We start from the raw sequence: 26,406 nt of genomic DNA on the forward strand, positions 1-26,406 counted from the left end.
CGCCCAAGCTGGCCCGCCAGTCGCTGCAACTCGGTGAGATCCTCGCCGAATAATTTCACGGCTACATCCTGCTTAGCCCCCGAAATCAACTCGTTGAAACGCATCTGAATGGGCTGCTGAAACCCATAGGTAACCCCCGGAATCGCTTCGAGGGCTTCCGCCATTTTGCCTGCCAGCTCCTCCTGATCATCGGCCGACGTCCATTCGGTCTGGGGCTTGAGCAGGACCATCAAATCACCGGCTTCGATGGGCATAGGATCGGTAGGAATCTCCCCTGCCCCGATTTTACCAATCACTTCCCGCACTTCAGGAAACTGCTTGAGTAGCAACTGCGCCGATTGGAGAAACTTATCCTCGGTCTGGCTAAGGGAGGATCCCGTCAGGGTGCGTAATTCCACGGCAAAATCGCCCTCGCTCAGTTCGGGAATGAATTCGCCCCCTAAGCGGCTAAAGAGCCATCCGGCACCTATCAGCAACCCAGCAGCTATGCCCAGAACGAGCCATTTAGTGCGCAGTGCCCAGCGTATAGCGGGATCATATAACCGGTGAAAGAAGCCCATCATCCGGTCGGAGAGGGTCGGCTGCTGACGAATCGTTTTACTCAGCAGCAGCGCCGATACCATCGGCACGTAGGTCAGCGAGAGAATAAATGCACCCAGAATAGCGAAGCTGACCACCTGCGCCATGGGGCGAAACATCTTGCCTTCGATGCCGACCAAGGCCAGGATAGGCAGATACACGATCAGAATAATAATTTCGCCAAAGGCGGCCGAGGAACGGATTTGGCTGGCGGCATGGTAGACCTCCTCATCCATTTGGGATTGAGTCAAGCGGTTTACCCGGCGGCCTACCAGATGATGGAGGGTGGCCTCGACGATGATAACGGCTCCGTCCACGATGAGGCCGAAATCGATGGCTCCCAAACTCATCAGGTTGCCCGAGACGCCGAACAGGCTCATCATGCCGATGGCAAAAAGCATGGCCAGGGGGATCACCGAAGCCACGATCAGCCCCGCCCGCAGGTTGCCCAGGAACAGGATCAGCACGAAAATCACAATCAGCGCCCCCTCGATGAGGTTGCGGGTCACGGTGTGGATGGCCCGGCCGACCAACTCCGAGCGATCCAGAAACACGCGGATATCGACACCTTCGGGCAGCGTCCGCCGGATCTGGTCAATTTTGGTTTTTACCCGGCCAATGACCTCATTGGCGTTTTGGCCTTTTAGCATCAGAACGACGGCCCCCACAGCTTCTCCTTCCCCGTTGCGGGTCAGCGCCCCGTAGCGCACGGCGGAGCCGAAGCGGACCTGGGCCACATCCCGAACCAATATAGGTACGCCCCCGGTCGTGCGTCGAACGACGATGCGGCCTATATCGGTCAGGCTCCCTACCAAACCTTCTGAACGGATAAAATAGGCGTTAGGCTTTTTATCAATGTAGGCCCCACCCGTATTCTGGTTATTTTTTTCCAGTGCCGTAAACAAATCACCGATGCTAAGCCCATAGGAACGGAGCCGGTCTGGGTCGACGGCAATTTCATACTGTTTCAACAGTCCCCCAAAGCTGCTCACGTCGGCCACGCCGGGCGTACCCAGGAGCTGCCTTCGAACGACCCAGTCCTGAATCGAGCGCAGTTCCATGGGTGAATAGCGTTTTTCAAAACCCGGTTTTGCGTGAATGACATATTGATAAACTTCACCTAGTCCCGTGCTGATCGGGCCTAAGGTGGGTTCGCCGGTACCGGGGGGAATCTGAGCCCGGGCTTCGGATAATCGCTCATCCACCTGCTGACGGGCCCAGTACAGGTCGGTGGCGTCTTTGAAGACCAGAGTAACGACCGACAAGCCAAAGCGCGAGATCGAGCGGATTTGGGTAATGTCGGGGATGGTAGCCATCGTCTGTTCGACGGGAAAGGTAATCAGCCGCTCCACCTCCTGAGCGGCCAGCGCCGGGGAACGGGTAATCACCTGCACCTGGTTGCTGGTGATGTCGGGCAGCGCGTCAATCGGTAAATGACGGAGCGCGTAGCTACCCCACCCAATCAGTACCAGCGTCAGCAGGCCAATGATGAGCTTGTTCCGAATAGAAAATCGGATGATGGAATCCAGCATGGGAAATATAAAGATAAATGACTAATGCCTTCATTTAGGTTAAATGAAGGTGACCGGACCGATTGGTCAAGCCAATCGGAGAAGCGTATCGGGACTTAAGCTAGCTGGGGAGGCTGCCAGATATGAAAGGGGAAAGTAGTTGGCTGAACAGGCAAGTACGCGAAGCGTGCTGAACAAAGGGTCAAATAAGCCACGGCTGGTTCGAGCGTCAATACCGGTATCGGAGGAACCGTTACCGAGGCTGGACAGGCGGAACACGAACAAAACGGCGTACAGAGGTCGCCATCGGGAAAAGAACCTGCGGGCTGATGATGAGGGGAACTGGTGATTGTGGGCTGATGCGAGGACTGGTCATGCAGGATAGCCTCAGTGCAGGGGAGTACCGATAGCACAAGTAAGTGCAGGCTTAATAACAGGCAGACCACTGATTTCATGGGACAAAGATAAGAAGGGTTTGCGTTATTGACCTGTATTATTTTTAGGCTATGGAAGACGACATTGAAAAATTGATTGTACTACCCTAAAATCATTGCAATTGGGAAATAATCAGGTCTGCCCATACATTGACTATTCATAGTCAATGTATGGGCAGACCTGTTAATCTACGCATAAACTGTGATAAAAACCAAGCGATAACGCGCAAAACAGGTTGATAACCGGGGACTTAGTCTTGTCTAAACCGAACCCCCGTAAAGGCTTGCCGCAGCAGCTTGTTACTAACGGCGATCAGAGCCATTTTGGAGGGCTCGCCAGCCGCTTTGTGTCGCTGGTAAAATTTCCTGTACCCCTTGTAGCGAATAGCCGACTAGAAAGCAAAGTACAATAAGCCAATTGAAGATACGGGTCTCCCGTTTTACAAATCCCCTGACTGAAGCCTGTCTTGTCCGACGGGTAAGTGAGGTGAGCAATATCAATGAACTTCGCCAACGCATTTACCCAGGTGAAATTCCGGAAGTCATTGGTCGTCTCGATCAGCGCTGAACGAATCGTCGAGGAGATGCCTTTGATGGAGGTCAACCGCTTGAACTGATCATTGAAATCATCCTAGCAAAACTGGTTGATCTCTCCGCAAGTTGGGCAAAGGCGGGGCAGAAGGGTGAACCCCGTCATCATGCCAATGATCGCTAATTTGACAAGGGTGCCTGATTCATTAGCGGTGGATTCATCCAAGCAAAAGGCTTCGCTGGGTAACCAGAAACCACCTGTACACAGGTGGTCCATATGATCCGCCACAGTTTCATAGACAAAGAGACGAAGAGCTTGATTATATATGGCTCAGAGAATGGCAGAAATCTTATAACAATCAGTCATCATTGTGTAAAACATAGTGGTATTTAGCGGCTTACCTTTGATGCTTACCAAAGGTATAAACGATCAACAACATGCGTAAATCAGCTTTTTGCCTCACACTCATTTTGAGTTTTCTGGCTTCCTTTACCTTCGCGCAGCAGCCCCAGGATTCCAAAGGGCATTTCATCAACGCCAAAGGCGATGTTTATTTTCAGGGTGAAAAAGTCGGTCTGGTGACCAAAGAGGGCATTATTCAGGATAATCAGGGGAAGAAAGTCGCCTTCCTCAATTCGGATGGCACCTTGTCCGATGCCAATGGCAAGAAAATGGGGAAAGTGGGAAAGAACGGAGAGACCTTCTACGATGCCAGCGGCAACCTGGTGTTTACGGTGAAAGATAAGGCCGGTGAAACCTGCGATATTTTCGATGCCAAAGGAAAGAAAATCGGCTCGGTGTATGATGGCATGAAAGGGTCAGCCTGTGCCGCCCATTGCTTTGCTAACGGCTTAAACCCAAGCACTCATCAAAAACCTAAAGTGGCCAAATTGGGCAACAAATGACTATATTCGTTCCACCATTGAAATAAGATCGCATAAGAATCTATGAAACTTGCGGGGTTGGCTGGATTAGTCACTGCCTTTGTATCATCTCTGTGCTGCACGATTCCTTTGCTGACATTGGTTGTCGGTGCAAGTGGTTCGGCAGGGATATGGGCTTGGCTAGAACCGTTGCGGCCTTACAGTATCGCGCTCACAGTCGGTGCTTTGGGTTGGGCTTGGTACGAACAATTAAAACCAAAAAAAACAATGGAATGTAATTGCGAAACGAAAAAAATCACCTTTTGGCAAACGAAGTCATTTTTAGGCGTAATGACAGCAATGGCATTGCTGCTGTTGGCTTTCCCCTCTTACTCGAACTGGCTGTACTAAGATAAGAATCAAGCGACCGTGCAGCCTGCGCAGGCAGGCCCGCAACAGGTGGCTTATGTGACCATAAAAGGCATGTCCTGCGAAGGCTGCGAGCAACACATCAAGCAGGAAGTCACTAAGGTTAAGGGCGTGTCGGCGGTGGATGTATCGTACCAAAAAGGGGCTGCCACCGTGAAATACGACAGCAAAAAAACTTCCCTGGCTGACATCAAAAAAGCGGTGGATGCCACTGGTTACAAAGTCACCAGCACAAAAACGCTCTAGGAATGACCGTCACACTCGAATCCGTGATTACCTGCCCAAATTGTGGCCACCAAGTTGCGGAGATCATGCCAACCGATGCTTGCACCTATTTTTATGAATGCACCTCCTGTCGGGTCCTTTTAAAACCGCTGGCAGGGGATTGTTGCGTATTCTGTTCCTACGGGTCGGTGAAGTGCCCCCCGATCCAAGAGCAAAAGAGCTGTTGCGTATAAAGCCCCGATTTAGGGTTTTCTTTTTGTCATTACCGTTCAACTATAAACGAGCATTTATAGCTGAACACTGCTTGTTGCCCTCGTCTTAGAAAAGGCTCCTACGCGAGATGACTTTGTACACAACTGGTGTAAACGATGACAACGGCTGACCGTGAATTTTCCGGGTGCCAGCAGTCAGGGCGCTGCCCCTGGGCTGACCATCGGTGCCGTACCATTCCTTAGAACTACCCACCTAGAGCCATTCCTCATTGAATTCATTCCGATGAATCGGAGGGCAATGGCAGAATTGTCATCTCTATGCGCGCATAACTGAAGAATTTCTGCTGACCCGTATAACGAGGATTTGTTCCCGTTCTTACGTGTGAAAACGAAATATGTTGGGGAAAGAACGATTCAATCGTATCGGCGATGGCTTGCACTTCATCCGCGCTGTCTCCCTCAAGGCGTAGCTGTACCATGTTCTGACTAACTAGCTTGTACTTCTCACCAATAGCAATTAGTTGCTGGTCAACACCAATTGAGCCAAGTCGTGATAGACCGCTTCGTCTTGTCGAAATCGATCATTGATCGACATATTTGCTTGCGCGGTAAACAACGTATAGTTGATCGCATTGTAGAGCAGCCACACATTTGGTTCACTTTCCAACAGTCGTTCTTCCTCGCCCATACGGGTCATCGCCTGGCGGGCTAACATTTTAGGTAGCTTCGCATCAATCAGCAGTTGTTCCGCGTGTTGTTTGTCAACTTGTTGCTTGGCCATCTTTTTATAAATATCTAGGGTCAAACCCGTATCCTGCTTCAGAAACTGAGCAACAACCTGTTCCAAATACTGCTCAAAGAGGTCTAAGTCCAACCCTTTATGGTGAAATTTACGGGATAAGGTCTGTTCCTGCTGCTGCCCTTTTAGGTGCTGGTAGGTATAGGCGGCCTGAAAGGAAGTTTTGATTTCCTTAGCTTCCTTGTACTTTTTAGGTTTTCCTTTGAGCAGCCAGTTCAGGTATTCATCCAGGTTCATAAACTCATCGGACCAACCCATCAGGCTATTACTGCAAACTTGGCGGTAATAACTAATGCGCATCCGAGCTTCCTGGTAATGCTCCACGGTAGTAGTGTTAACCACGGTTCCTTGCACTTTGAAAGGCATTTTACCATTATAGGAGTTATTAAACACCAGCGATCGGGTTAGGGTATCGGTTTGTTTACCGATCTGAAACCGCTCGCCTTGCGTGACAATGTTAATGGCAAATTCCCCATTGGCTGTAAAGCGTACATCCAGGATGTAATCGGAGATGAGTCGATCCACTACCTGGCGCAGCAATGAGTTTGGGATGATACTGTATTCATTGCTTTGGGCGGCATAGACGATGGGCATACGGCCAGAAGGTTCGCCAATGATGAGTTGCTGCCGATCGGTGGCCGCGATTTCATAATCTGGCAGAATGTCGGTAAAGGGTACCGCTTTTACCGGAAAGCAGATGTCGTCCCATTGAGACGATGCGGATGGACGATTGCTAACAGCAGGCATATTTAGTAATTGTTTTTTTGTAATTACAAATTTACAATTATTTTTGAGTAATTATTAAAATGAAATTATTTTTCTACAATTACGAATTTATTTTAATATACAATCCTCTTAATCGTCTACCAGATCACTAGTAGCCTGATTTTCAGGTAAAACGGTATGATCTACCGGCATTTTCTGCATCGTTAGTGTTGTCAGCGCTACGAGACTGATTTTTAGATGAGTAGCAATGTCCCAGATTACAGATAACGTTGGGTTTTTAAGTCCCCGTTCAATCCGTGAAATGTAGGTTCGATCTACTCCACAGTGGTGGGCTAACTCGTCTTGCGTTAAGCCTTTAGTCAATCGTTGCTGCTTAACGGCTTTTCCAAAGGCAATTGAAATGGGACTACTACCGGCCATAAATATGAGCGTGTACATTTGTTAATTATGCATCACAAAACTTTCTTCCCAGCTATTTTCTATTCCGTTATTGACCGAATATAAAGGCTTGCTTTACCAAAACTGACTTTATCTGGGTAGGTCTCTAACACTCGATCAATGAGTTTATTATCGTAAGCGACCGGGCGAGTAATATATTTGGTGTCGATAAAGATAATATTGAGTCGCTCACTAATGGCCCCTCCTTCTTCAGCCCGTTGGGTGTGCTTTAGTAAATGTTCATTAGCGGTTCCAGTCTTGAGTTGATCGGCATCTTCAAAGAAGCGAAATGAGCAGTACCAGTACCGATAATAGTGTTCGTAATTGGAGGTACAGAACTGAAACTGGTCTGGTGTCAGCTGGATAGCCCGCAATAAACTATCAATCTCCAGCAGTTTGCGGTTCTGAACAGGTGTGAGTTGATCCAGAAATGAACGGGCATACAGCTCATCTCGCTGCTGTCTTAAAATAGTCAGGGCGGTTTCGGCTTTGATGTCCCTGTCGATTTGATACTTGTGCTTATTATAAAAGGTGAGAGATATGGCTGGCCGCTCGAAATTGACGAGCTTACAATTTTTATATGGCCTGCCAGGTCGATGATACGGTCGAAACAACTCCATATGACTGGCGGGTACAAAATAAAATTCTAAGTCGGGCTCATTTGGTAACGCACTGATCTGTTGGAGCATGGGTTGCAAATCGACCTTGTAGGTATTGAGTACGAGTCGAATGGCTGGTAAAGGCAGTAAGTCCGATTGTTTCGCTTTGGCCATGGCTTTATGTTTAGTATAGGTTAGCAAAAATAAGCATTACTATTTACCTGAAAGGGAAATAGTTGTTTATAAATTGGAACTTTTCTCCCTATTTTATGATTAGCACAAGCCTTTTGATTTTTTGATCCTTATCAAAACCTATTTTGGACTACAAATTACTAATAATGGGGTTAGCAGCAAGTTTCGGGTAAAATCCCAATGAAATACACTTAAATCATTAATAATCAAGAGTTTGTAGTATAAATTATAGAAATAGGTCGAAGTTTAACTTTGTAAATAGTTCCAAGCCCTATTTCACCTCAAAAGAGATTGCCACACGTGGGGAATCCGCGTTCAACATGGGTATTTCGTCCAGCTGGACAATCGCAACTTTAGTACTGCAATGATCACCGCTATAACTATGAAAAATATTTAAAAATCACCAAAAATAATTTGGATTATTTTCCGGCATATGCGTAATTTCTTCTAATAACATCTTTAAAATCAATCTATTAATTAACGTGAGTTGTGGATAATAGCAATAGTAAGCCGTTGATAAAAAGCGTATAGAGCAAAAGTTGTTGAGATTTGTACGACCAAGTACCATTTCTCTCCCTCTGCTCCTATGCTCCGAGAAGATAAAGCAAACAAGCTCATTGAAATATTCATCACCGCCCCGGCCGTGCGGCTGTTTTATCAGCCTAGAAGATACTCGTGTTGAGTTGTTTAATTATATTGATCGGGGTGCCAGACGTGGGTACTATAACGTCCGTCGGCTACACACACACATCGTTAGGCTACCATTCACCGATTAACTTTGATCACAAATATTATCAAACTCTCATAAGTAAAGTGTCTGGCCAAGCGGGACCACCCCAGTTTTCCCTTTGGAAACTAAGACGAGCCAATCTGGGTCTTCGTGTCGCAATTAGGATTTCAATTAAAAAATCTGTTGTTCCAAACCCAACCTTAACCCTATAAAAGAGGTCTTAAAACATATAGGTACAGGTTAGCTAGTTTGACCTTTGATCTAACTATTATGCAACCTTTTGATAAGCTGCCCATTTCTTTTTCTCTATTTGGCAGCATTCAGTGTGAAAATTATGAGAAGCTCTTTGGAGATCCCAGTTGCCACCGGTTCAAAACGCCCATTCCCTTTGCTGAAAGCATTGAGATCCGTAAAGTACATTCTCAAACAGCTATCATTGATTTTGGTGCGTTAATCAAGGAGTTGATTGCATTGACTCACCTATTTTTTGCTTCATATGCATAGTCCAACCTGATTTTTAAAACTTTGAACTATGTTTGTAGTTGAAAATATTACTTTGTTGATTATTCTTGACCTAGTATTATCCAATCGACCTAAAAAAGACCAAAGGCAACGTTTAGAACTAGATGTGGCAAGATTAAAACAACAATAATAAATTTCAGAGAATACATCCCATTTTTAGTCGTTACCAGAATAATTAAACAACAGCCATGATACCTCAACTACCCCAATTGAGCACTTTTCGCAGCCTAGCATTCATGACTACCCTAATAGTTTTTTCGACTGCCTGCTCAACTGCCCCAGCCACCGAGCCTTTACCAAACGTGCCGGATCAATATGAAGTGAGGAACATACAGTACTTTCTAGCACCCACTGACCGAATTGATACGCTAACTGTTCAGCTGAAAGGAATTAATGTACAAAATCCAACGAATACGCTTACAACCCAGCAAGTGGAGGTCACTTTTGACGAACTGGTAAAAACGTCACAGTTCAGTTTTGATAAAACAACACCATTGCCCAACCAACTCGATCTAACTCAAATCGAAGTTCCTGTTCCGCGATCCTGGAACGGGGGCAATTCCTTTGACTTTTTTTCTAAGAAATTCCCGCTCAGCTCGATTCAACAGAGACAACCCTATGGGGCGAACGAAAAACAAACGGTAGCTATCAAGATTCCTCCCAAATCCAGCATTGCAATTAGTCGTCAGATAGATAGCTATCTATTAACCTGTTCTTTCCAGGCTACCATTGAAAACAAAATGACAGGCCAGAGCTTTCCGCTATCCGGGAAATGGCAGGGGCTTCTGCGATACAACAATGCATCAACATCCCTTAAAGAATCTCCGTTATAAGGATTGAGAGCCAATGTCAGGTTGAGAATATGCCAAAATTGGGGACATTCGATGGGTTGGGTCAGCGCGAATGGCACCGACTTATTGATCGAACGTACGCGGTCTTTCTGTATACCCCTTTATATGAAGTCCCCTTACAAATCTGCTCTTATTATTTTTAGTAAATAGTAGTTCTCATTCGTTAAAAGTCGCTAGTTCGGAAAGGTATTTTATGCGAACCGAGTATCAATGGGCCCGCTCCTTACCGTTACGTTGATCCCAGGAACGTGTTGAGATAATAATTCTGAGCTGTTCATTTGTTTTTTGTGATGTACCTGCTCCTTTAAAAGGAGCAGGTACGGTTGTAAACATGGAGACCTGGAAAGCAGTAATTTTTCTGATTGGGGCTGGGCAAGGGTTCATGCTTAGTATTGCCTTATTTGTCAAAGGAATTAAACAAGAAAAAGCAAGCCTGTTTCTTAGTTCCATACTCTTTGTGCTGGCCCTGGAGCTACTTAATGACTGGGCTATGCAGATTCAGTATCATAGTAGACCGAATGCGTTCCCATTCTGGAACGTTCAAAGCTATTTAATGCTACCCATATCACTTTGGTTTTTTATTCAACTGACAACAACTCACAGGTATGCTTTAAAAAAAACACAATTGCTTGTTTACCTGCCCGTGTTTCTGGAAATTTTTATCCGATCAATTTGGCAGATTTATTGGCGTTTTGTAGATCAACATGTGCCTTCCCTACTGGCACAGCCGATCTGGTTTATTTGGACTGAAATCCTTCCCATCGTTTGTATGTTCGTGGTATTGGGGGTTTATGTACGAAAATTAAGCATACTACCATTGGTTGGGAAACCTCCAAGGCTGGATGCTATCATTGGAAATTACCTTAGGTGCTATGGCATGTTTACCTTCCTTGGGGCATTGACCTTACTTTGGGCGCTTGGTGTCCTCCTGAAATGGCCCGTTTTCAAGGAGATAGAGTGGCTGCTAACCGGGTGTCTGTTTGTACTGGGTTATATAGGCTATATTGACCCTGATTTTTTTACGGTATCACTTTTACCTGGGTCAACGGTTAAAACGGTTGCCAATCCAGACTTTGCGCAATTCACCGATGAAATTGAACTTCAGCGAATTCGATCAGCCTTTCGGGATGATGCGCTCCATCGGCAACCAAAACTAACAGTAGACGATGTAGCCACTTTCCTCCATCTACCCCCTCGTTATATTTCTTTCTTAGTTAACACGCGTTGTGCAACCAATTTTACGACGTTCGTCAATCAGTATCGGGTAGATGAAGTGATCCAAAAACTCGGCGATCCCAAGCAACAGTACAAAACAATCCTGGCCATAGCGCTAGAAGCGGGGTTTAACTCCAAATCAAGCTTCAATCAGGTATTTAAGGATCATACAGGAAAAGCACCTTCCTTCTATTTACGGCCGACCCAGAATTCTTCCATTAACCATTCAGCGTAAACGTCCTATTACGCGTTGTTGGACGACCTAAAAGCGGAAGAAGGGCGCATAGAGAAAGGGTAGTCATTTGTTTTGGCTCCTCATTCACCGAAACGTTTTTTCTATATGTATTTCCGAATCATCCTGATCGTTTCTCTATGTTGGGCTCAAGTTTCCTGGAGTCAGTCCACTAAAAAGCAGCCCTTCCAGTCTGACACCAGACAGATTAACGTTGAGATTAATAAAAATGTTGAACTCCTGGGCTTTGCTTATTTTCTGGGGTATGAAGGACCTGAGTCAGAAACTAACCTAAACTACCCAGCTAGAGACAAAGCTCGCTATGCCTATGGCCTTATGGTTTACCAAGACTATAAATCGTTTGCCAACAGTAAGCATTTAGCGGTAGCTATGGGCTTCGCGGAGAAACTTTGGTTAGACTATTTAATTAATCTCCTGCTTCAATTAGATGACTTCCCTCAAGCCCAGCTCAAGGATAGTCTTGATCAAAAATATTATAGTCGATTCTCCTCAACGGGCGACAGTCGCGAAGCCCGGATGAATGCATCAGCCTTTGTCAACGCCATGAACCAGCTCTATGATGAGGTAAATTTCGCGACCTATCTCAATCAATACCAAAGGTACTATACAAATGCGCTCCAACAACTGAACACTGGTTTACCTGGCCCCTTGTTGTTGGGGGCGCTTGAGAACTTCTATCAGGGGCAATTTGCCAGCTATTCTATGATCCCTAGCTTACTGATACCGCCGGGTATGGGATTTGGGCTTACTCATAGAATTACAAATCAAGCACACTCATTCCATGTGTTTGGTGCATTGGATATCCCCACGATTACTGAAGGGTCAGACCTGGACATGGGATTCAGTAATAAAAAGCATCTGGAGGAACTCAGCACCCATGAGTTTGGACATCCTTTTGTTAATCCAGTGATTGATCACCTTCCGCTAGAGGTATTTATTAGTACACAAACGCTCTTTGACCCCATTCAATCAGTGATGGCTAAACAAGGCTATAGCACCTGGAAGAGCTGCTTGTCTGAGCATTTCGTCCGGGCAGGAGAAATTATGATCGCCCAAAACCTGGGCCATCGGGATGATGCTTCCCGACTCAAAACCCACTATATCCAGGACCGTCATTTTATTTACCTGCCCATCATTCTCCAACAATTAGAGGACTATAAAACAAAGCGATCGTATCAGTACAATGAAGCAGTAGAAAGAGCGATGAAAAAGCTACAGCAAAGGGTAACTGCAAAATAAGCATGCCGATCTTTATGAAAGGGGAAACCCACGGTCCTTATTTGGGTAATTAACCAAAAAGCCCCAATAAAGCGCTCTCAGAAGGCTGTCCCTCATTAAAAGGGGGAGACTGAAACAATGTTTAGGCTGACGTTTTCACTGTTGGCTAACAAATAGCCATGTAGACAACATAATTTAAACTATCAGGGAGGAGCTTCGTGCAACCTTTATCGGTTATATCTCATCAATGAAAGAAAAGAATTTCTTGAAAACTATGGTAATCAAAAGCTTCAAATGGGTAGTCATTTACCTGTCTCTTACTAGCCAAGTATACGCACAAACCGTTTATAAACATATTGTTGCCATCAAGGACTCGGTTAACCTGTTAATTAATGATGGGACTTTACAAGAATTAGCCTTCTATCAGCTCAATCCATCTGATGTTTCGCCCATCAAAGGACTACTCGTGTTGCTTCCAGGGCTCGGCACTCAGCCTCAGCAGGTGTTTCAAGAAACGAAGCTGGCACAACAAGCGGCTCACATCGGATTAATCACGATCGTTCCTTCCATTAATAACAGGCTTTACTTAGACTCCGCTAGTAAACAGTTTATAAGCCAAGCGATAAGTCAAGTGGTCAACCAAAACCCAGCAGTCCGTAGAAACTTTTTTATTGGTGGCTTTTCGGCAGGGGGGCATTTAGCCTTATCATATGCAGAAACAATTGTAGCCAATACGGCTCCCAATGATTTGATTCTGAAGGCTGCGTTCGGGGTTGATCCTCCGGTCGATATGAGAGAGTTTTGGCAACTAGGTCAGCGACGAATTGTGCAAAACTGTAGCAAATTATTAGTTAAAGAGGGGCAACATATCATTGCCTCGCTCACTGATTTATTTGGTGGTTCACCCGAAAAATTCCCTAAAAAGTATCACGATGGCTCTGCCTTTTCCAGTATTGATTCATTAGGTGGTAATGCTCAATGGCTAAAATCATTCCCCATCCGTCTTTATGCAGAGCCCGATTTGGTCTATTGGCGGAAACACTATTGCAAGACGTTAAGCCTAGATGATTTGACGGCTCCCACATCAGCCCAGATGATCGATAGACTGCAGAGGCTGGGTAACTCGCGAGCTCAATACATTGAAACGAGAGGTAAAGGGTTTGTCGGTAATCGTGCTTTTCCTCACTCCTGGACTATTGTCGATGTACCGGATTGTATAGCCTGGCTGCGAAACTTAATGTAAATGAAAAATGGGTGTTATTTGAACCAATAATCAATAGGAGTAACTAATACTTCCCTGGTTTGGTACAACGAGTTGGGCACTGTTTGCATTGAGTAATCAAAATGACCAGAAACAATGTAATTACCGTTGGCCATCGTGTGGACTAGTTGTGTTCATTAATCCAGTTCATGCAACTCGGGTGACAACGAATTCGGAGAAAGCGCATGACTTAACTATCATACTAGCTGACTCTATACAAACTGGCCACGCTTTACCGTTACCTACTACGAGGTTCCTCCATCCACATCCACTCCAGCCTTGACACATCCACCAGACATTGCTTTATGGGAACGGATCAGAGCCGGAGATGAGGCTGCGTTTGCAGAACTTTTCTATCAGTATTATCCGGTGCTATGCGTCTTTGCCCTGCGGTACCTAAATGATCAAGACCAGGCCAAAGATGTGGTCCAGGAGATATTTGTCCGGCTCTACGACCAACGAGACAGGATACCCCTGCACACCTCCCTGAAAGCCTATTTGTATAAGGCCGTCCAAAACACCTGCCTTACTCATCTCAAGCAGGCCCAGGTGTATCAACTCCATCAGCAGCATCTACGGCAACTTACCCCACAGACTGACCCTACCGAGCCGATCCTGCAACTGGAACTCGAGCACCTGATTTGGCAGGCCGTGCAACGCTTGCCCCAGCAATGCGGACGAATCTTTCAGATGAATCGCTTTGAGGGCAAGAAAAATAACCAGATTGCCCAGGAGTTAGGCTTGTCCATTCGGACCGTTGAAACCCAGATCAGCAAAGCCCTGGCTCTACTACGGGAAGCCCTGTCGGACTACCTGCCCGTACTTCTATTGCTGACCCCCGTTGATTTTTTATAAAAAAAGCGGACGTGCGTACGTGTGAAGTCGGTTTGGATTGTCCTATCCGTAAACAATGGGTATGACGCCTTCGATCCCTCCCCATATTGACCCACTCATCCTGCGCTTCCTGACCGGAGAAGCAAGCCCCCAGGAACGGCAACAACTCGACACCTGGGTAGCGGCTGATCCCAGCCATCGACGCTATCTGGAGCAACTTGTCAAGCTCTGGCACAGCAGCGCATCGGCCACTGATTTTGCCCACATCGATGCCCACCAAGACTGGCAACAGGTAAAAGCCCGGCTTAAGGGCCGACGTCAGCCGGCTGACAGCCGACTGCTCTATCCAGCTCGGTGGGGTGCCAATGGCTGGTTCAAAATGGCCGCTGTTACACTGCTTGTTTTGGGTGTGTTGATCGGTCTATACCACCAACAGATGAATGGTAAAACGGAAGCGCCAGTAACCAGTACGGCTACGACCCATCCGCTTCAACTCACGTTATCCGATGGCACTAGGGTCTATTTGAATAAGCGGGCTAGCCTCACGTATCCCCTTTCATTTTCTGGTCCAACCAGGAACGTTACCCTAACGGGTGAAGCCTTTTTCGAGGTCACTAAAAATCCAGCTCAACCATTTTTGATTAGGTCCGGTGCGCTTCTAACCCGAGTGGTGGGCACGTCCTTTTCCGTCAATGCCCCAACGGAGGATTTCGTTCAGGTTACTGTACTCACCGGTAAAGTTGCTTTATCCACATCGTCAGCGTCGCAGGCGTCGCTCGTGCTCACCCCAGGGGAGCAGGGCGTCTTCCAAAACAATACGTTGGTTGAATCCACGAACACGGAGGTCAATTTTCTCGCCTGGAAGACAAAGGTCTTAACCTTTCAGAATACCCCGCTGGCCCAGGTGGTCCAGGACCTGAATCGCTATTACGGCCAGAAACTAGCGTTGACTGGCACGTCGCTGGAAAACTGCCGGATAACGGCCACGTTTCGAGAGCAACCGCTGGAGGAGGTACTCACCGAAATGCAACTGGTGCTACCCATTCAAGTTCAACGTCACCAGGGTCGTATTATCCTAGCTGGTAAGGGCTGCCGCTAAGGAATGCTTGCTGTCAACTTTCTTTCACGCTTTCCGACACATTTATGCGTACACTCTGTGGGGTCTTGTGGTTGATTTTGATGCCGATCTCAGCGTTATATGGCCAGCACACTATCCTGGATAAACCCATCCACCTCCCTAAAACCACTGCCACCCTGGAACAACTCCTGGGTGCGCTTAGTCAACAGGCACAAATTTCCTTTTCCTACAGTAATCAGCTGCCGTTACGGAAACAGGTTACCGTTCGGCAAGCGGACCAAACCCTTCGCAGCCATCTAGACGATGCCTTGCTCGGTCAGTCGGTCGAGTATATCGTCCGGGGAAACAAGCTGATCCTACGATTCCGTCCCCCTACGGCCAATCCGGATTCGGCTACCCGAAACGTAACACTTCGTGGATACGTTCGGGACTCCGCTTCTGGTGAAGCCCTCATGGGGGCCAGCCTGTATATCCAGGAAGTAGCGATGGGTACAACGACCAATACGTATGGCTTTTATTCGCTAACCGTTCCTCGACATACCTATACGCTAATCGTTTCCCATATGGGGTACCGACCGGTTTCGAAGCGTATTCGGCTGATCGAAGACCACCGAATGGATATCCAGTTACCAGCCACAACCCATCAACTGGCCGAAGTCGTGGTATCGAGCGGAACCTCCAGCCATCTGGGGGCGGCAAGCCTACTGAGTTCACATCGACTCGATGCTGCCACGATTCGCCAGATGCCAGCCCTGGCCGGAGAGCCTGATGTGCTCAAATCGATCCAGCTATTACCGGGGGTTACAACCGTGGGGGAAGGCTCTACGGGGTTCTCCGTTCGGGGTGGCGGCCTGGACCAAAATCTGATTTTGCTCGATGAGGCTCCCGTCTACAATCCATCGCATTTCCTGGGCTTTCTATCGGTTTTCAATACGGATGCGATTAAGGAGGTAACGCTCTACAAAGGCGGTATCCCCGCTCAGTATGGCGGCCGGGCTTCGTCGGTGCTGGCCATTCAGTTGAAGGAGGGAAATACCAACCAATTTCGCGCGACGGGTGGTGTCGGGCTATTAGGGGGAGCCCGATTAGCCGTGGAAGGTCCACTAGCCAGTGGAAAAGGCTCTTATATCGTCTCCGGACGACGAACGTTTACTGAACCCTTTCTGTGGCTGGGGGCGCTGGCCGATTCGACCCTTCGGGGCACCCATGTGAATTTTTACGATGGAAACCTGAAACTGAACTACACCCTGAACGAGAAAAATAAAGTCTATCTGTCCGGCTATTTTGGTCGGGACATGAACCGGTTACCCTTACTGGACTACCAGATCCAATGGGGTAATACGACGGGGACCTTGCGGTGGAATCACCTGTTTAGCCAGCGGCTTTTTTCCAATTTCACACTGCTCTACAGCCGCTATCAATACCGATTAGCCACCCCTGCGGCTGCGGTTCCCTTTTCCTGGGAATCGGCCATTGCCGATCAGGGCGGGAAAGCCGATTTTACCTGGTTTGTCTCTCCCCGGTGCACGGTTAGCTTTGGGCTCCATTCGGTGTATCACCAGGTTAAGCCAGGCCAAAACCGCGCAAATCCAGCATTCAGGGTGCCTGGTCGCCAGGCGCTGGAAACGGCTCTGTATGCCGGTCTGGATATGAAAGTAAGGGCATCCCTGCGTCTGGAAGCGGGATTGCGCTATACCCTGTTTCAAAACATGGGCCAAGCGCTCGTCTATCAGTATAATCAGGTGGGGCGGGTGGTCGATTCGGTGACCTATGGGGCGGGTAGAATCTATCATACCTACTCGGGAGCGGAACCCCGATTGTCACTTCGGTACCAGTTAGCAGAGAACCAATCCATCAAGATGAGCTATACGCGCCTGTATCAATATATGCACCAGCTTACCAATTCCAGTTTATCCTTTACGGCGTTTGATATCTGGTATCCGAGTGGTCCTGGCCTGCCACCGATCCGGTCCGATCAGGTATCGCTGGGGTACGTTCGCAGCCTGGGCAACCGGCAATGGGAAGTGTCTTTGGAGGGCTATTACAAAGATATCGCTCATCAACTCGACGTTCGGGATCATGCCCAACTGACATTCAACCCCTATCTGGAAGCGGAATTGCGAACGGGGCGTGGCTGGTCGTATGGCCTGGAGTTTTTTGTACGAAAACAGACAGGAAGGTTAACGGGTTGGGCCAACTATACCTTTTCGCGCGCCTGGCGGCAAATCCCAGCCATCAATGAAGGCAATGCTTACCCAGCCCTGTTTGACCAGCCCCATAAAGTATCCCTAACGGCTGGGTATACGGCCTCGAAACGGGTAACCCTGGGATTGAACTGGCTCTATAACACCGGTGGCGCCATCAATCTGCCGGTAGAAAGTTTTACCTACGACAACCAAAACGTACCCGTTTATGGCGCTCGGAATGCCAGTCGACTACCGGATTACCACCGGCTGGATCTGTCGGCGACCATTCAACAACCACCCAAACCTGGTCGCCGGTGGCAGGGAAGCTGGGTCTATACCCTCACCAATGTGTATGCCCGCAAAAACCCGTTAACGATCTATGTGGGCGAAGATTTGTCCGCCACCCGGAATCCAGCTCAACCTCGCCTGGTCGCCAACCGCGTGTATTTGTTTTCCATTATCCCTTCGGTTTCCTACCAATTTACCTTTTAGTGCTCGATGCCATGACAAAATGGACGTTATTGGTCTATCTACCCATGATGATGGAGTTGATGAGTTGTGTGGAAGAACTAGCCTGGCAAGAACGGGGTCCAGCTACAAACCGATTGGTGGTCGAAGGCAGCATCACCACGGAACGGAAGGCACACACCGTCAACCTGTCCCGAACGACCCCGGCCATACCGACCGAAGCGGCCACTGGAGTGTCGGGCGCCATCGTATCCATTGTCCATGGAACCACGCGGTTTCCCCTGTATGAAGTCGATACGATCCCAGGATTGTACCGGACTGATTCAACGGTCGTGGGGGAAGTGGGTCAAACCTACACCCTACAAATTGAGTTGGGCCCAGCCAGCTATTCGGCCACGACGACGATCGAACCGGTCCTGGACTTTGAATCTCCAGCCCTACTGTTTGCCTCACCGAACCGGTTAGGGAATCCGATCCGGGGGAATTTGACCGTTTTTGAGTTGGAATTCCCTAAAGTCCGCTACGGGGCTGCTACGCCCGTCAGAGATATCTTTTCGGCCCAGGAACCGATCGGGCTTCAATGGATGAGTGCTTTTTATTACCAGTTTCCGGGCATCGACCCGGAAGGTTTTCTGTTGAATTTTTCGGGTGCTAATCAAACCCTGCTCCTCCAGGCCGGGACAGTAATCACGCAAACACGCTACTCGTTAACCGACTCACACTATCGATTTATTCGGGATGTGTACGCTGAAACGCAATTCAGAGGTGGGGTTTTTGATCGTATGCCGGCTAATGTGAAGGGCAATATTAGTAACGGAGCCCTGGGTTTTTTTAGTGGTAGCCAGGTAGCTCAACGGTCTTTTGTAGTTCAAAAATCCTGGTTGGGTCAGTAGTTGAGTCGACAGCTGGGGCCCAAATGAACTCATTGAACCAGGAATAAATAAGGAGGCTTTTATGGAAACGACAATCAGTATGAGTAACTATTACTTTGCTGGTTTGGGAAAATGACTAGTCCTGAAAAACATATAAGGTTTTTTCAGGACTAGTCACAAGTCTAGTTGGAAGGCATAAACCAACCACTCCATGATCAACTTGAGCCGGTTCAGGCACGACTCGCTTTTGAAAAAGCCCTAACTAACCTCAAGTTGTGTACTTCTTGTATTAGGAAACACCACTGGCCACAGTTGGTCTAAGTCCTGACTCAGTTGATTGGTCAGCAAGTGCCACGATTCTTTGCTCTTACCTACCCGAGAGACAACCTGCCATTGCGTGTCTCCAGGATAATCTGTGGGTGTAACTGGAAAGGCTAATGTAGCACTTTGTCCTCCCAGTGTACCACAAAAGAAACGGCTTGGCCGATTAATTCACCTAGCCAGCGTTTACGGATAGCTCCCCATATGCTAATCCTTGGTCCAAACGCAGGTTCTGATCTACAAGCAGATTAATGCCAGTATTTGCTCATTGATTTAGTGTCCGCTCATCACCAAGTAAATTCTTAAAGGCTTGCTTAACGCCTTTATAACTATGAATAGGATAGAGTCAATGGCATGTTAAGATCATATCGCCTTCTGATACAAAAATGGTGGATCATTGACTTATACCACCGTTTATTTGTATTATTAAAATATAATATATATTTATTAGAATGAAATTAACATTTTCCCAGCTATAAATACTCAACGTTTGTATCATAGAAAAGCCATTTTACCCAGGCTAAACACGCTTTGCTTTTCACCTAAATCAACCCTTTCCTTATGAATAGAATGCCCTATCTAGCAAGGTTTCTGGTTCAATGTTTTGAACGAAGTAAATACTATGCACTCGTTCTGTTATTATTGATGAACGTGGCCACTACCCACCTTTTCCTACTTAAGCCGATACTCAATGAGGTTTTGAAAATAGATTATTAATGGGCATATCAGGATATTGGCTATACTGAAGACGGATGATCAAAAAAGGGGAACTACCGATACAATTACGGGCGCTTCTGAAAACTAGGGCATCACTTTTCTAACGGGGAACGAAAAACGTTTTTTGTTGATTGACCGCAACTGGTGTGAAGTTCCTGTCAATCCATTGTCTATTCCAAATGAAGCACTCACCGATGACCTACGAATCCTGGAGAAAGTTTCATGATCGACTTTCATCACAAAACCAGGATAAGGTTGCGGCCTTTTTTGCCTTTGTCAACGTAAACGTTTTCCACTCAGTACCGCACGCAGGTCGTTAGACACATTCTCATTCTTGTTGGTATAAACTGGTATTTGATTCAGGTGACCAGCCCTGCCAATACTCGCCGTCCATAGATGTTGATACATAAGGAGGTAATCGTACATAGTTTGGCTATAGGTAGACGATGTCGTTAGCCAGATGCTAGCACAGATCGTCGAGGGAGAATACTTGTCGATACTACGTTTTTGAGATTCTTAGAAACTCGACTCCCCACTGGACGAGAGTTATGTTGTGATTTGGTTAGGGGGCAACAACTTGCAATGTAAAGCCTTAATTGAGGAACCGAGCTAATTGGGAAAGGATCGAAACGGCTCATATCGTTGCAAAAACTAGAATTTATAGCCACGATAAACCAAACGCTGACATGTATGTCTTTATGCCCTGGATCAACAGGTTCGGTAAGGAGAGTAGAAGCAATGCCAGATCACCCCATGGGGTAAAAGCGAGTCAATGGCCTGCCCAAACAAATGTCCCAGCATTCGCGTCCAGGAAAGACCTGTTTTCCATACCCTGAACCTGAAAGCCATCGAAAAACTTAAGGCGTTGAGATCGTTATTAACGAAGTACCCAAATCAATAAGACCTAACGGGATCTGGAATATCTAGCTGACCAACAAACTCATCGTTGCCAGCTGCATGGAGAACCAGGCAATGGTATCGATTCGCACATTGTCAAATCGGCACTAGGTTGTGGGTAGGAACAGTTTTTTACCATTTATCTAAATCGACATGCCTATGTAGCACTGTAAGCTTACCAAAAAAAGGTCGGCGATGGGTCCAAGCATCACCGACCAATAACGGCCCCGACTGGTTTACGTGTCCATTCCATCCTTATGGGATGGTAAGGGGCCCATTTGTCCTTGTCTTAACTCTACAAAAACCCCTAAAGGTATGAAATTACCTCGACCTCTGTGTGTGTACACACCTATTCTTATGAGGCTTACACTTACTTCGCTGCTTTGGATCGGCCTGTTTATGCATATAACTTTTGCTGAAAACAGGAAGGTACTGCCACTGCTGGAGCCACTGGTTACAAAATCCGGAACAAACCAGGAAGTCAGTTATACACCAAACAGGCAGAAGAAGATTGAATATGGTCCTGGCTCCGACAAGCCCTGGGAACTCCATGCCGACCAACTAGTTTCCAGCCCTGTAACGACCAAACGACTGGCCAGTGTGCTGGATCAGCCGTTCCAGCACAACGCTTTTACCGATGAAGCAGCGGCTACATCGCAAAAGCTGTTAAGTAATGTTGCGAATCTGCGATGGCGCACACGCAACCTGATGCCCAAATCGTACATGGTTGAAAACATTCCAGCCGCTGATCGGACGATAAGGGGGACTGTTAAGGGAGAAACAGGTACTAGTTTACCAGGCGTCACCGTATTGGTAAAAAACACAAGTCGAGGAACGACTACCGATGTCGACGGTACATACAGTCTGGCGATACCGGATGAAGCCACCACACTAGTTTTTTCATTTGTGGGATACCTAAGCCAGGAAATAAATGTAGGAGAACGCGCAATAGTGAATGTGCAATTGGCCCCTGATCAAAAATCGCTTAGTGAAGTGGTCGTAGTGGGTTACGGCACCCAGCGCCGAGCTTCGGTTACCTCAGCAGTGGCTTCGCTCAATGCGCAGGATATAAACAACCAAATTACAAAAAATCCGCTCGAAGCGATGGCAGGCCAACTGGCTGGTGTGGCTATCCAGCAGTCGACAGGCAAGCCTGGGTCCAACCCCGTTGTTCGGGTACGGGGCACAGGTTCATTGACTGCAGGCAATACACCTCTGTATGTAGTCGATGGTATGCCGCTCCAAAATTCGGATGACTTCAGCCTAATAAATCCAGCCGATATTGAAACCATTGATGTCCTGAAAGATGCCGCTTCCGCAGCTATCTATGGCTCACGTGGGGGGAATGGGGTTGTGCTGGTCACCACTCGGAAGGGGAAGGCAGGCCAGTCACGAATTGACTTTTCCTACTACACCGGTATTCAGCAGGTATCGAAAAAGATGAAACTGATGAACCGCGATGAACACATCGATTTGATCAAAGAAGGAGTATTAAATAACTGGCTGTCGGTGGGTGGCGATCCCAGCGTTCCGAATGGGCAGCGCCGTTTCAATGGACAGTTAGCCAACTTTAACTACCCTGCCAGCTACGACAATCCCAACAGCTTGCCTGATACAGATTGGCAGAATCTGATTTTTCGGTCGGCCCCCATTTCAAACTACCAATTGTCGGCACAGGGCGGTACCGACAAGACGCGCTATTACGTATCGGGGAATTATTTTTCGCAAGCTGGTATTATTAAAGCGACCGACTACGAACGGTATTCCTTTCGGCTTAACCTAGACGCCAATCCCACTTCCTATCTACGGCTTGGCATGAGTTTTTCGCCGTCCTACGCGAAAGAAAATCGTCGGCCTACGGATGGGCACTGGAATGTAGGCGATGCGGGGATTATTCAGGCTGCACTGGTGATGCCACCAACTATTCAGCCTTACTATCCAGGTGGCCTTTATGGTCAGATTCTAGGTAACAATGAGTATGCTACCGCAACCTCTTATGTAGCAAGCGTTATCTCGCCCCTGAACGTACTGGAAAATCCGAATTACAAAGATATTGAAGAGCGGGCACGTTTGCTTGGGGTTGGGTATGCTGAGTTAACCCCCGTGAAAGGCTTGGTGATTCGGACAAATCTAGGCCTGGATTTTCGCAATTACTGGAACAACTATTACCGGCCATCAACGGCCAATGATATAGGCACGGGCGTATTAACGCCCGGTCAGCCCAATCCGAACATTAATAACATTGTAAGTCGGCATTCTGAATTCCGGAACCTCAACTATGCCTGGGATAATACGGCGACCTACCATCGTCAGATCAACGACGTTCATGATCTAACGGTGCTGGCCGGCTATTCTGTGCAACGCAACTCCGACGAATCGACTGGTACAATGGGGCCTCCAGGGCGCTTTGACAATGATCTGGTTACCTACGTAACGGCAGCTTCGCTCATCAATGGATCAGGGGGTAAGGAAGAGTGGAGTTTATTAAGTTATCTGGGACGGATCAACTACGGCTATAAAGAGCGTTATCTACTGACGGCCGCCGTTCGGCGGGACGGGTCAAGCCGATTTGCCGCTAACCATAAATGGGCTGTTTTCCCATCGGTATCGGTGGGCTGGAGAGTATCCGAAGAGCCCTTTCTAAAAAACATTCATTTGCTGAGCGACCTAAAGCTTCGGGCCAGTTACGGCGTTACGGGGAACTTTAACATCGGGAATTATCGCTCGGTTGCGCTCCTTGGAAAGGATAATTATAATTTTGGACTTAACGATGGAACGCTGGCAACGGGATATGCACCCAGCAATGCGGCTAACCCAAACCTTACCTGGGAAACGAATCGGCAGACGGACGTTGGTCTGGACATTGGTGTATTTAACAATCGGTTTAGTCTAAGTGCGGATTATTACTACCGTATCACGGACGGATTACTCTACAACCGACCTGTACCTGGCTCTTCAGGATTTACAACCGTCTACGGTAATATTGGCACCATCGAGAATAAAGGGTTTGAGCTGGCGATTAACTCCGTCAATACAACGGGCGCGCTACGTTGGACGACCAATTTTAATTTTTCCCTGAACCGGAATAAAGTAATCCAACTAGGCGATAAAAACGAACCGATACGGACCGTTAGTCAGAACACCGTCACGCAGGTTACGCAGGTCGGGAGACCCTTTGCTGATTTCTATGGCTACCCAATTGATGGAATTTTCAGGAACCAGGCCGATGTAGATGCCAATCCGGCTCAGAAATTTAATTCTGCCACCCGGCCAGGTGATACCAAGTTCGTCGATACGAATGGGGATGGAAAAATCACCCCCGATGATCGAACTATCCTAGGCAACCCACAAGCTGACTTCCTATATGGCATGACCAATCGAATCACCTATCGAGGGTTTAGTCTTGACGTACAGTTTCAGGGGGTTCAAGGCGGCAAAATCGTTTTATTAACCAGCCGGTTTATTGGGAATAATAATCTGTCGCTTAACAATCTCCAAGAACCAACCATCAACCGTTGGCGCTCGGAAACGAATCCTGGTGAGGGTGTACAACCGCGTATATCCTCAACGAATTATCCGTCATCGGGGCTCAACGAGTCGTTACTCGCTCGTTATTTACAGGATGGTACGTATTTGCGCCTTCGCAATGTGACGCTGGCGTATAATTTGCCTTCGGCGTTCGCTAAAAAAGCTCACTTAGCGGGAGCACGTGTCTTTGCCAGTGGTCAAAACCTATTTACACTCAGTAAATACATCGGCTACAATCCTGAAGTGAGTCAAAACGGGGAAGATGTCACAACGCCCGGCATCGATTATGGTGTATATCCGCTGGCCCGTACAATTACCGTTGGATTAACCTTAAGCCTCTAACTTTCAGCCCTATTCCTTTATGAAATTTACTCCTATTCTCGCCTTACTTCTGTTGTTGGCAACAGGTTGCCGGGAAGATTTTATTAATCTAAACCCGATCAATGCTGGTTCGACGGATCAGTTTTATAAGTCAGCAAATGATATGACCAATGCCATCAACGCTGTTTACGCCGTGCTGCAATCGAATGGCATTGCCAACAGCTATTATGATTTTGGGGATCTGCCAACCGATGATGCATATGCATCATCGAACGCCTGCGTGGCTGGTCATTGCGATTTCGATAACCTGGCTGTTTTGCCATCGGGTTCGGTGGCGTCAGGAATTTTAACCAGTCGCTGGACAGATGCCTATAAAGGGATTTACCGGGCCAATATTGTTCTGAATCGAATTACATCCGTCCAGATGGATGAAACACGAAAAGGGCGTATCATCGGTGAAGCCAAATTCCTTCGTGCATTTTACTATTTTACGTTAGTGCAAACGTTTGGAGACGTACCTTTAGTGACAAAGGAACTAGCTTCTCCTTCGGATGCTACCACCTTCGGACGAGAACCTGTCGCTAAGGTATATGCGCAAATTCAACAGGACCTTACTGAAGCCGCCAGTGCATTGCCCGCTACCTATGCAACTGCTGATGCCGGGCGGGCTACTAGTGGTGCGGCCAATGGCCTGTTGGGCCGCGTGTTGCTGTTTCAAGGAAAATTTTCCGAAGCGCTGCCTTTACTCAAAGCAGTTATCGATAGTAAAGCCTATCAATTGTTACCCACGTATGAAGATGTATTTAGCCCTACCAAAGGAAATAACGCCGAAATTCTGTTTTCCATTCAGTACGTCCGCGGGGGCGTCGGTGAAGGGAATTTACTCACCTATCAGTTTGCTCCCGAGAATTCAGGTAACTCAGTACAGATAGGTGGTGGGAACGGCAGCAGTCGGCCAACGCCTGACATTGAGGGCGCCTTTGAGGCTGGTGATTTGCGAAAAGCAATTACCATTTCACCCGGTTATACGACCGATCAGGGTGTGAAGGTCGATGCCTCCTGGATTCGTAAATTTTACGACGCGGGTTTGGTGGCACGGGGAGAGGGTAGTGTCGATTATCCGATTCTGCGTTATTCCGATGTGCTGCTGATGTATGCAGAATGTCTAAACGAAACAGGGAATAGCAATGATGGCCTTACGTATTTAAATACCGTTAGGCGACGTGCCGGTATTCCAGCAAAAATAGGTCTGTCACAAACCGAATTGCGAATAGCTATCGAGCAGGAACGTCGGGTGGAACTAGCTTTTGAGGGTCTTCGCTTCTTTGATTTAATCCGTACGAATCGGGCTATACCTGTCCTAAATGCCTATTTTAGCAAATATAAAATTCAGTACCAGGGTGTAACTCTTCAATTTCAAGAATACCAAAAGGTGTTCCCTATTCCTCAAGACCAGATTGATGTTAATCCATCGAAAATAACTCAGAACAGAGGTTATTGATTCTGGAAGCGGCTAACATAATGCCTTCCGATGTTTTTGGGTAGGCGCTCCAGCCATTAAAGGGAACTACTAACCAGCTACTTCCATCCACTAT

At 47.4% G+C, this 26,406-nt stretch carries 19 protein-coding genes and 2 pseudogenes; 15 read left to right on the forward strand and 6 right to left on the reverse strand.

Going from position 1 to position 26,406, the window contains the following annotated elements; translation table 11 throughout:
* From BGO59_RS26550 to BGO59_RS36470, 3 genes and pseudogenes are all read right to left on the reverse strand, one after another.
* Positions 1-2,111 (reverse strand): CusA/CzcA family heavy metal efflux RND transporter (locus BGO59_RS26550; protein ID WP_293688846.1); only part of this gene is annotated, 2,111 nt, incomplete at its 3' end.
* Between the two features lie 664 nt (positions 2,112-2,775).
* Positions 2,776-2,916 (reverse strand): annotated as a pseudogene (locus tag BGO59_RS26555) (IS110 family transposase); the annotation flags it as partial.
* A gap of 23 nt (positions 2,917-2,939) precedes the next feature.
* A pseudogene (locus tag BGO59_RS36470) lies at positions 2,940-3,128 on the reverse strand (transposase); the annotation flags it as partial.
* Positions 3,129-3,493: 365 nt separating this feature from the next.
* Between BGO59_RS36470 and BGO59_RS26560 the strand changes: the two are divergent.
* From BGO59_RS26560 to BGO59_RS26575, 4 genes are read left to right on the forward strand one after another with little or no spacing between them, the layout of a single operon-like run.
* Complete coding sequence (locus BGO59_RS26560) at positions 3,494-3,961, forward strand: 5-fold beta-flower protein (RefSeq protein ID WP_293688727.1); 468 nt, start codon at positions 3,494-3,496, stop codon at positions 3,959-3,961.
* Between the two features lie 42 nt (positions 3,962-4,003).
* The gene (locus BGO59_RS26565) at positions 4,004-4,330 is read left to right on the forward strand and encodes a mercuric transporter MerT family protein (RefSeq protein ID WP_293688728.1); all 327 of its coding nucleotides are present in this window, start codon (positions 4,004-4,006) and stop codon (positions 4,328-4,330) included.
* A gap of 18 nt (positions 4,331-4,348) precedes the next feature.
* Positions 4,349-4,594 (forward strand): cation transporter, encoded by a 246-nt coding sequence (locus BGO59_RS26570; protein WP_293688730.1) that lies wholly within the window; start codon positions 4,349-4,351, stop codon positions 4,592-4,594.
* Between the two features lie 2 nt (positions 4,595-4,596).
* On the forward strand, positions 4,597-4,806 hold the full coding sequence (locus BGO59_RS26575) for a GDCCVxC domain-containing (seleno)protein (protein ID WP_293688732.1): 210 nt from the start codon (positions 4,597-4,599) through the stop codon (positions 4,804-4,806).
* Between the two features lie 496 nt (positions 4,807-5,302).
* Here the strand turns inward: BGO59_RS26575 and BGO59_RS26580 are convergent, their stop codons facing one another.
* The 3 genes from BGO59_RS26580 to BGO59_RS26590 form a co-directional block, all read right to left on the reverse strand.
* On the reverse strand, positions 5,303-6,331 hold the full coding sequence (locus BGO59_RS26580) for a hypothetical protein (RefSeq protein ID WP_293688734.1): 1,029 nt from the start codon (positions 6,329-6,331) through the stop codon (positions 5,303-5,305).
* A 108-nt stretch (positions 6,332-6,439) separates the two neighbouring features.
* Positions 6,440-6,748 carry a helix-turn-helix transcriptional regulator gene (locus BGO59_RS26585; RefSeq protein WP_293688736.1) on the reverse strand — a complete coding sequence of 103 codons (309 nt, stop codon included), beginning with the start codon at positions 6,746-6,748 and terminating at the stop codon, positions 6,440-6,442.
* 41 nt (positions 6,749-6,789) lie between these two features.
* A complete protein-coding gene (locus BGO59_RS26590) occupies positions 6,790-7,521 on the reverse strand; it encodes a hypothetical protein (protein ID WP_293688737.1) in 732 nt (243 codons plus the stop codon).
* A gap of 1,018 nt (positions 7,522-8,539) precedes the next feature.
* On the opposite strand from BGO59_RS26590, the gene BGO59_RS26595 reads away from it, so the two are divergent.
* The 11 genes from BGO59_RS26595 (at position 8,540) to BGO59_RS26645 (ending at position 26,312) form a co-directional block, all read left to right on the forward strand.
* Positions 8,540-8,773, forward strand: a complete 234-nt coding sequence (locus BGO59_RS26595) for a hypothetical protein (RefSeq protein ID WP_293688739.1) — start codon at positions 8,540-8,542, stop codon at positions 8,771-8,773.
* A 206-nt stretch (positions 8,774-8,979) separates the two neighbouring features.
* The gene (locus BGO59_RS26600) at positions 8,980-9,624 is read left to right on the forward strand and encodes a hypothetical protein (RefSeq protein WP_293688741.1); all 645 of its coding nucleotides are present in this window, start codon (positions 8,980-8,982) and stop codon (positions 9,622-9,624) included.
* Positions 9,625-10,519: 895 nt separating this feature from the next.
* Entirely contained in the window at positions 10,520-11,092 is a 573-nt protein-coding gene (locus BGO59_RS26605) for an AraC family transcriptional regulator (RefSeq protein WP_293688743.1), read from the forward strand.
* 105 nt (positions 11,093-11,197) lie between these two features.
* Positions 11,198-12,349, forward strand: coding sequence for a DUF4932 domain-containing protein (locus BGO59_RS26610; protein WP_293688745.1), 1,152 nt, complete (start codon positions 11,198-11,200; stop codon positions 12,347-12,349).
* A gap of 226 nt (positions 12,350-12,575) precedes the next feature.
* Positions 12,576-13,571, forward strand: coding sequence for a hypothetical protein (locus BGO59_RS26615; protein WP_293688747.1), 996 nt, complete (start codon positions 12,576-12,578; stop codon positions 13,569-13,571).
* Between the two features lie 297 nt (positions 13,572-13,868).
* The gene (locus tag BGO59_RS26620; protein WP_293688749.1) at positions 13,869-14,444 is read left to right on the forward strand and encodes an RNA polymerase sigma-70 factor; all 576 of its coding nucleotides are present in this window, start codon (positions 13,869-13,871) and stop codon (positions 14,442-14,444) included.
* A gap of 61 nt (positions 14,445-14,505) precedes the next feature.
* Positions 14,506-15,522, forward strand: coding sequence for a FecR domain-containing protein (locus tag BGO59_RS26625; RefSeq protein WP_293688751.1), 1,017 nt, complete (start codon positions 14,506-14,508; stop codon positions 15,520-15,522).
* A gap of 44 nt (positions 15,523-15,566) precedes the next feature.
* Complete coding sequence (locus BGO59_RS26630) at positions 15,567-18,179, forward strand: TonB-dependent receptor (protein ID WP_293688753.1); 2,613 nt, start codon at positions 15,567-15,569, stop codon at positions 18,177-18,179.
* An 11-nt stretch (positions 18,180-18,190) separates the two neighbouring features.
* A complete protein-coding gene (locus BGO59_RS26635) occupies positions 18,191-19,048 on the forward strand; it encodes a DUF4249 family protein (protein WP_293688755.1) in 858 nt (285 codons plus the stop codon).
* Positions 19,049-21,277: 2,229 nt separating this feature from the next.
* Entirely contained in the window at positions 21,278-24,832 is a 3,555-nt protein-coding gene (locus tag BGO59_RS26640) for a TonB-dependent receptor (RefSeq protein WP_293688757.1), read from the forward strand.
* Between the two features lie 19 nt (positions 24,833-24,851).
* Positions 24,852-26,312 carry a RagB/SusD family nutrient uptake outer membrane protein gene (locus BGO59_RS26645; RefSeq protein WP_293688759.1) on the forward strand — a complete coding sequence of 487 codons (1,461 nt, stop codon included), beginning with the start codon at positions 24,852-24,854 and terminating at the stop codon, positions 26,310-26,312.
* The last annotated feature ends 94 nt before the right edge of the window (positions 26,313-26,406 follow it).

Source organism: Spirosoma sp. 48-14 (assembly GCF_001898575.1).
Taxonomy (GTDB): domain Bacteria; phylum Bacteroidota; class Bacteroidia; order Cytophagales; family Spirosomataceae; genus Spirosoma.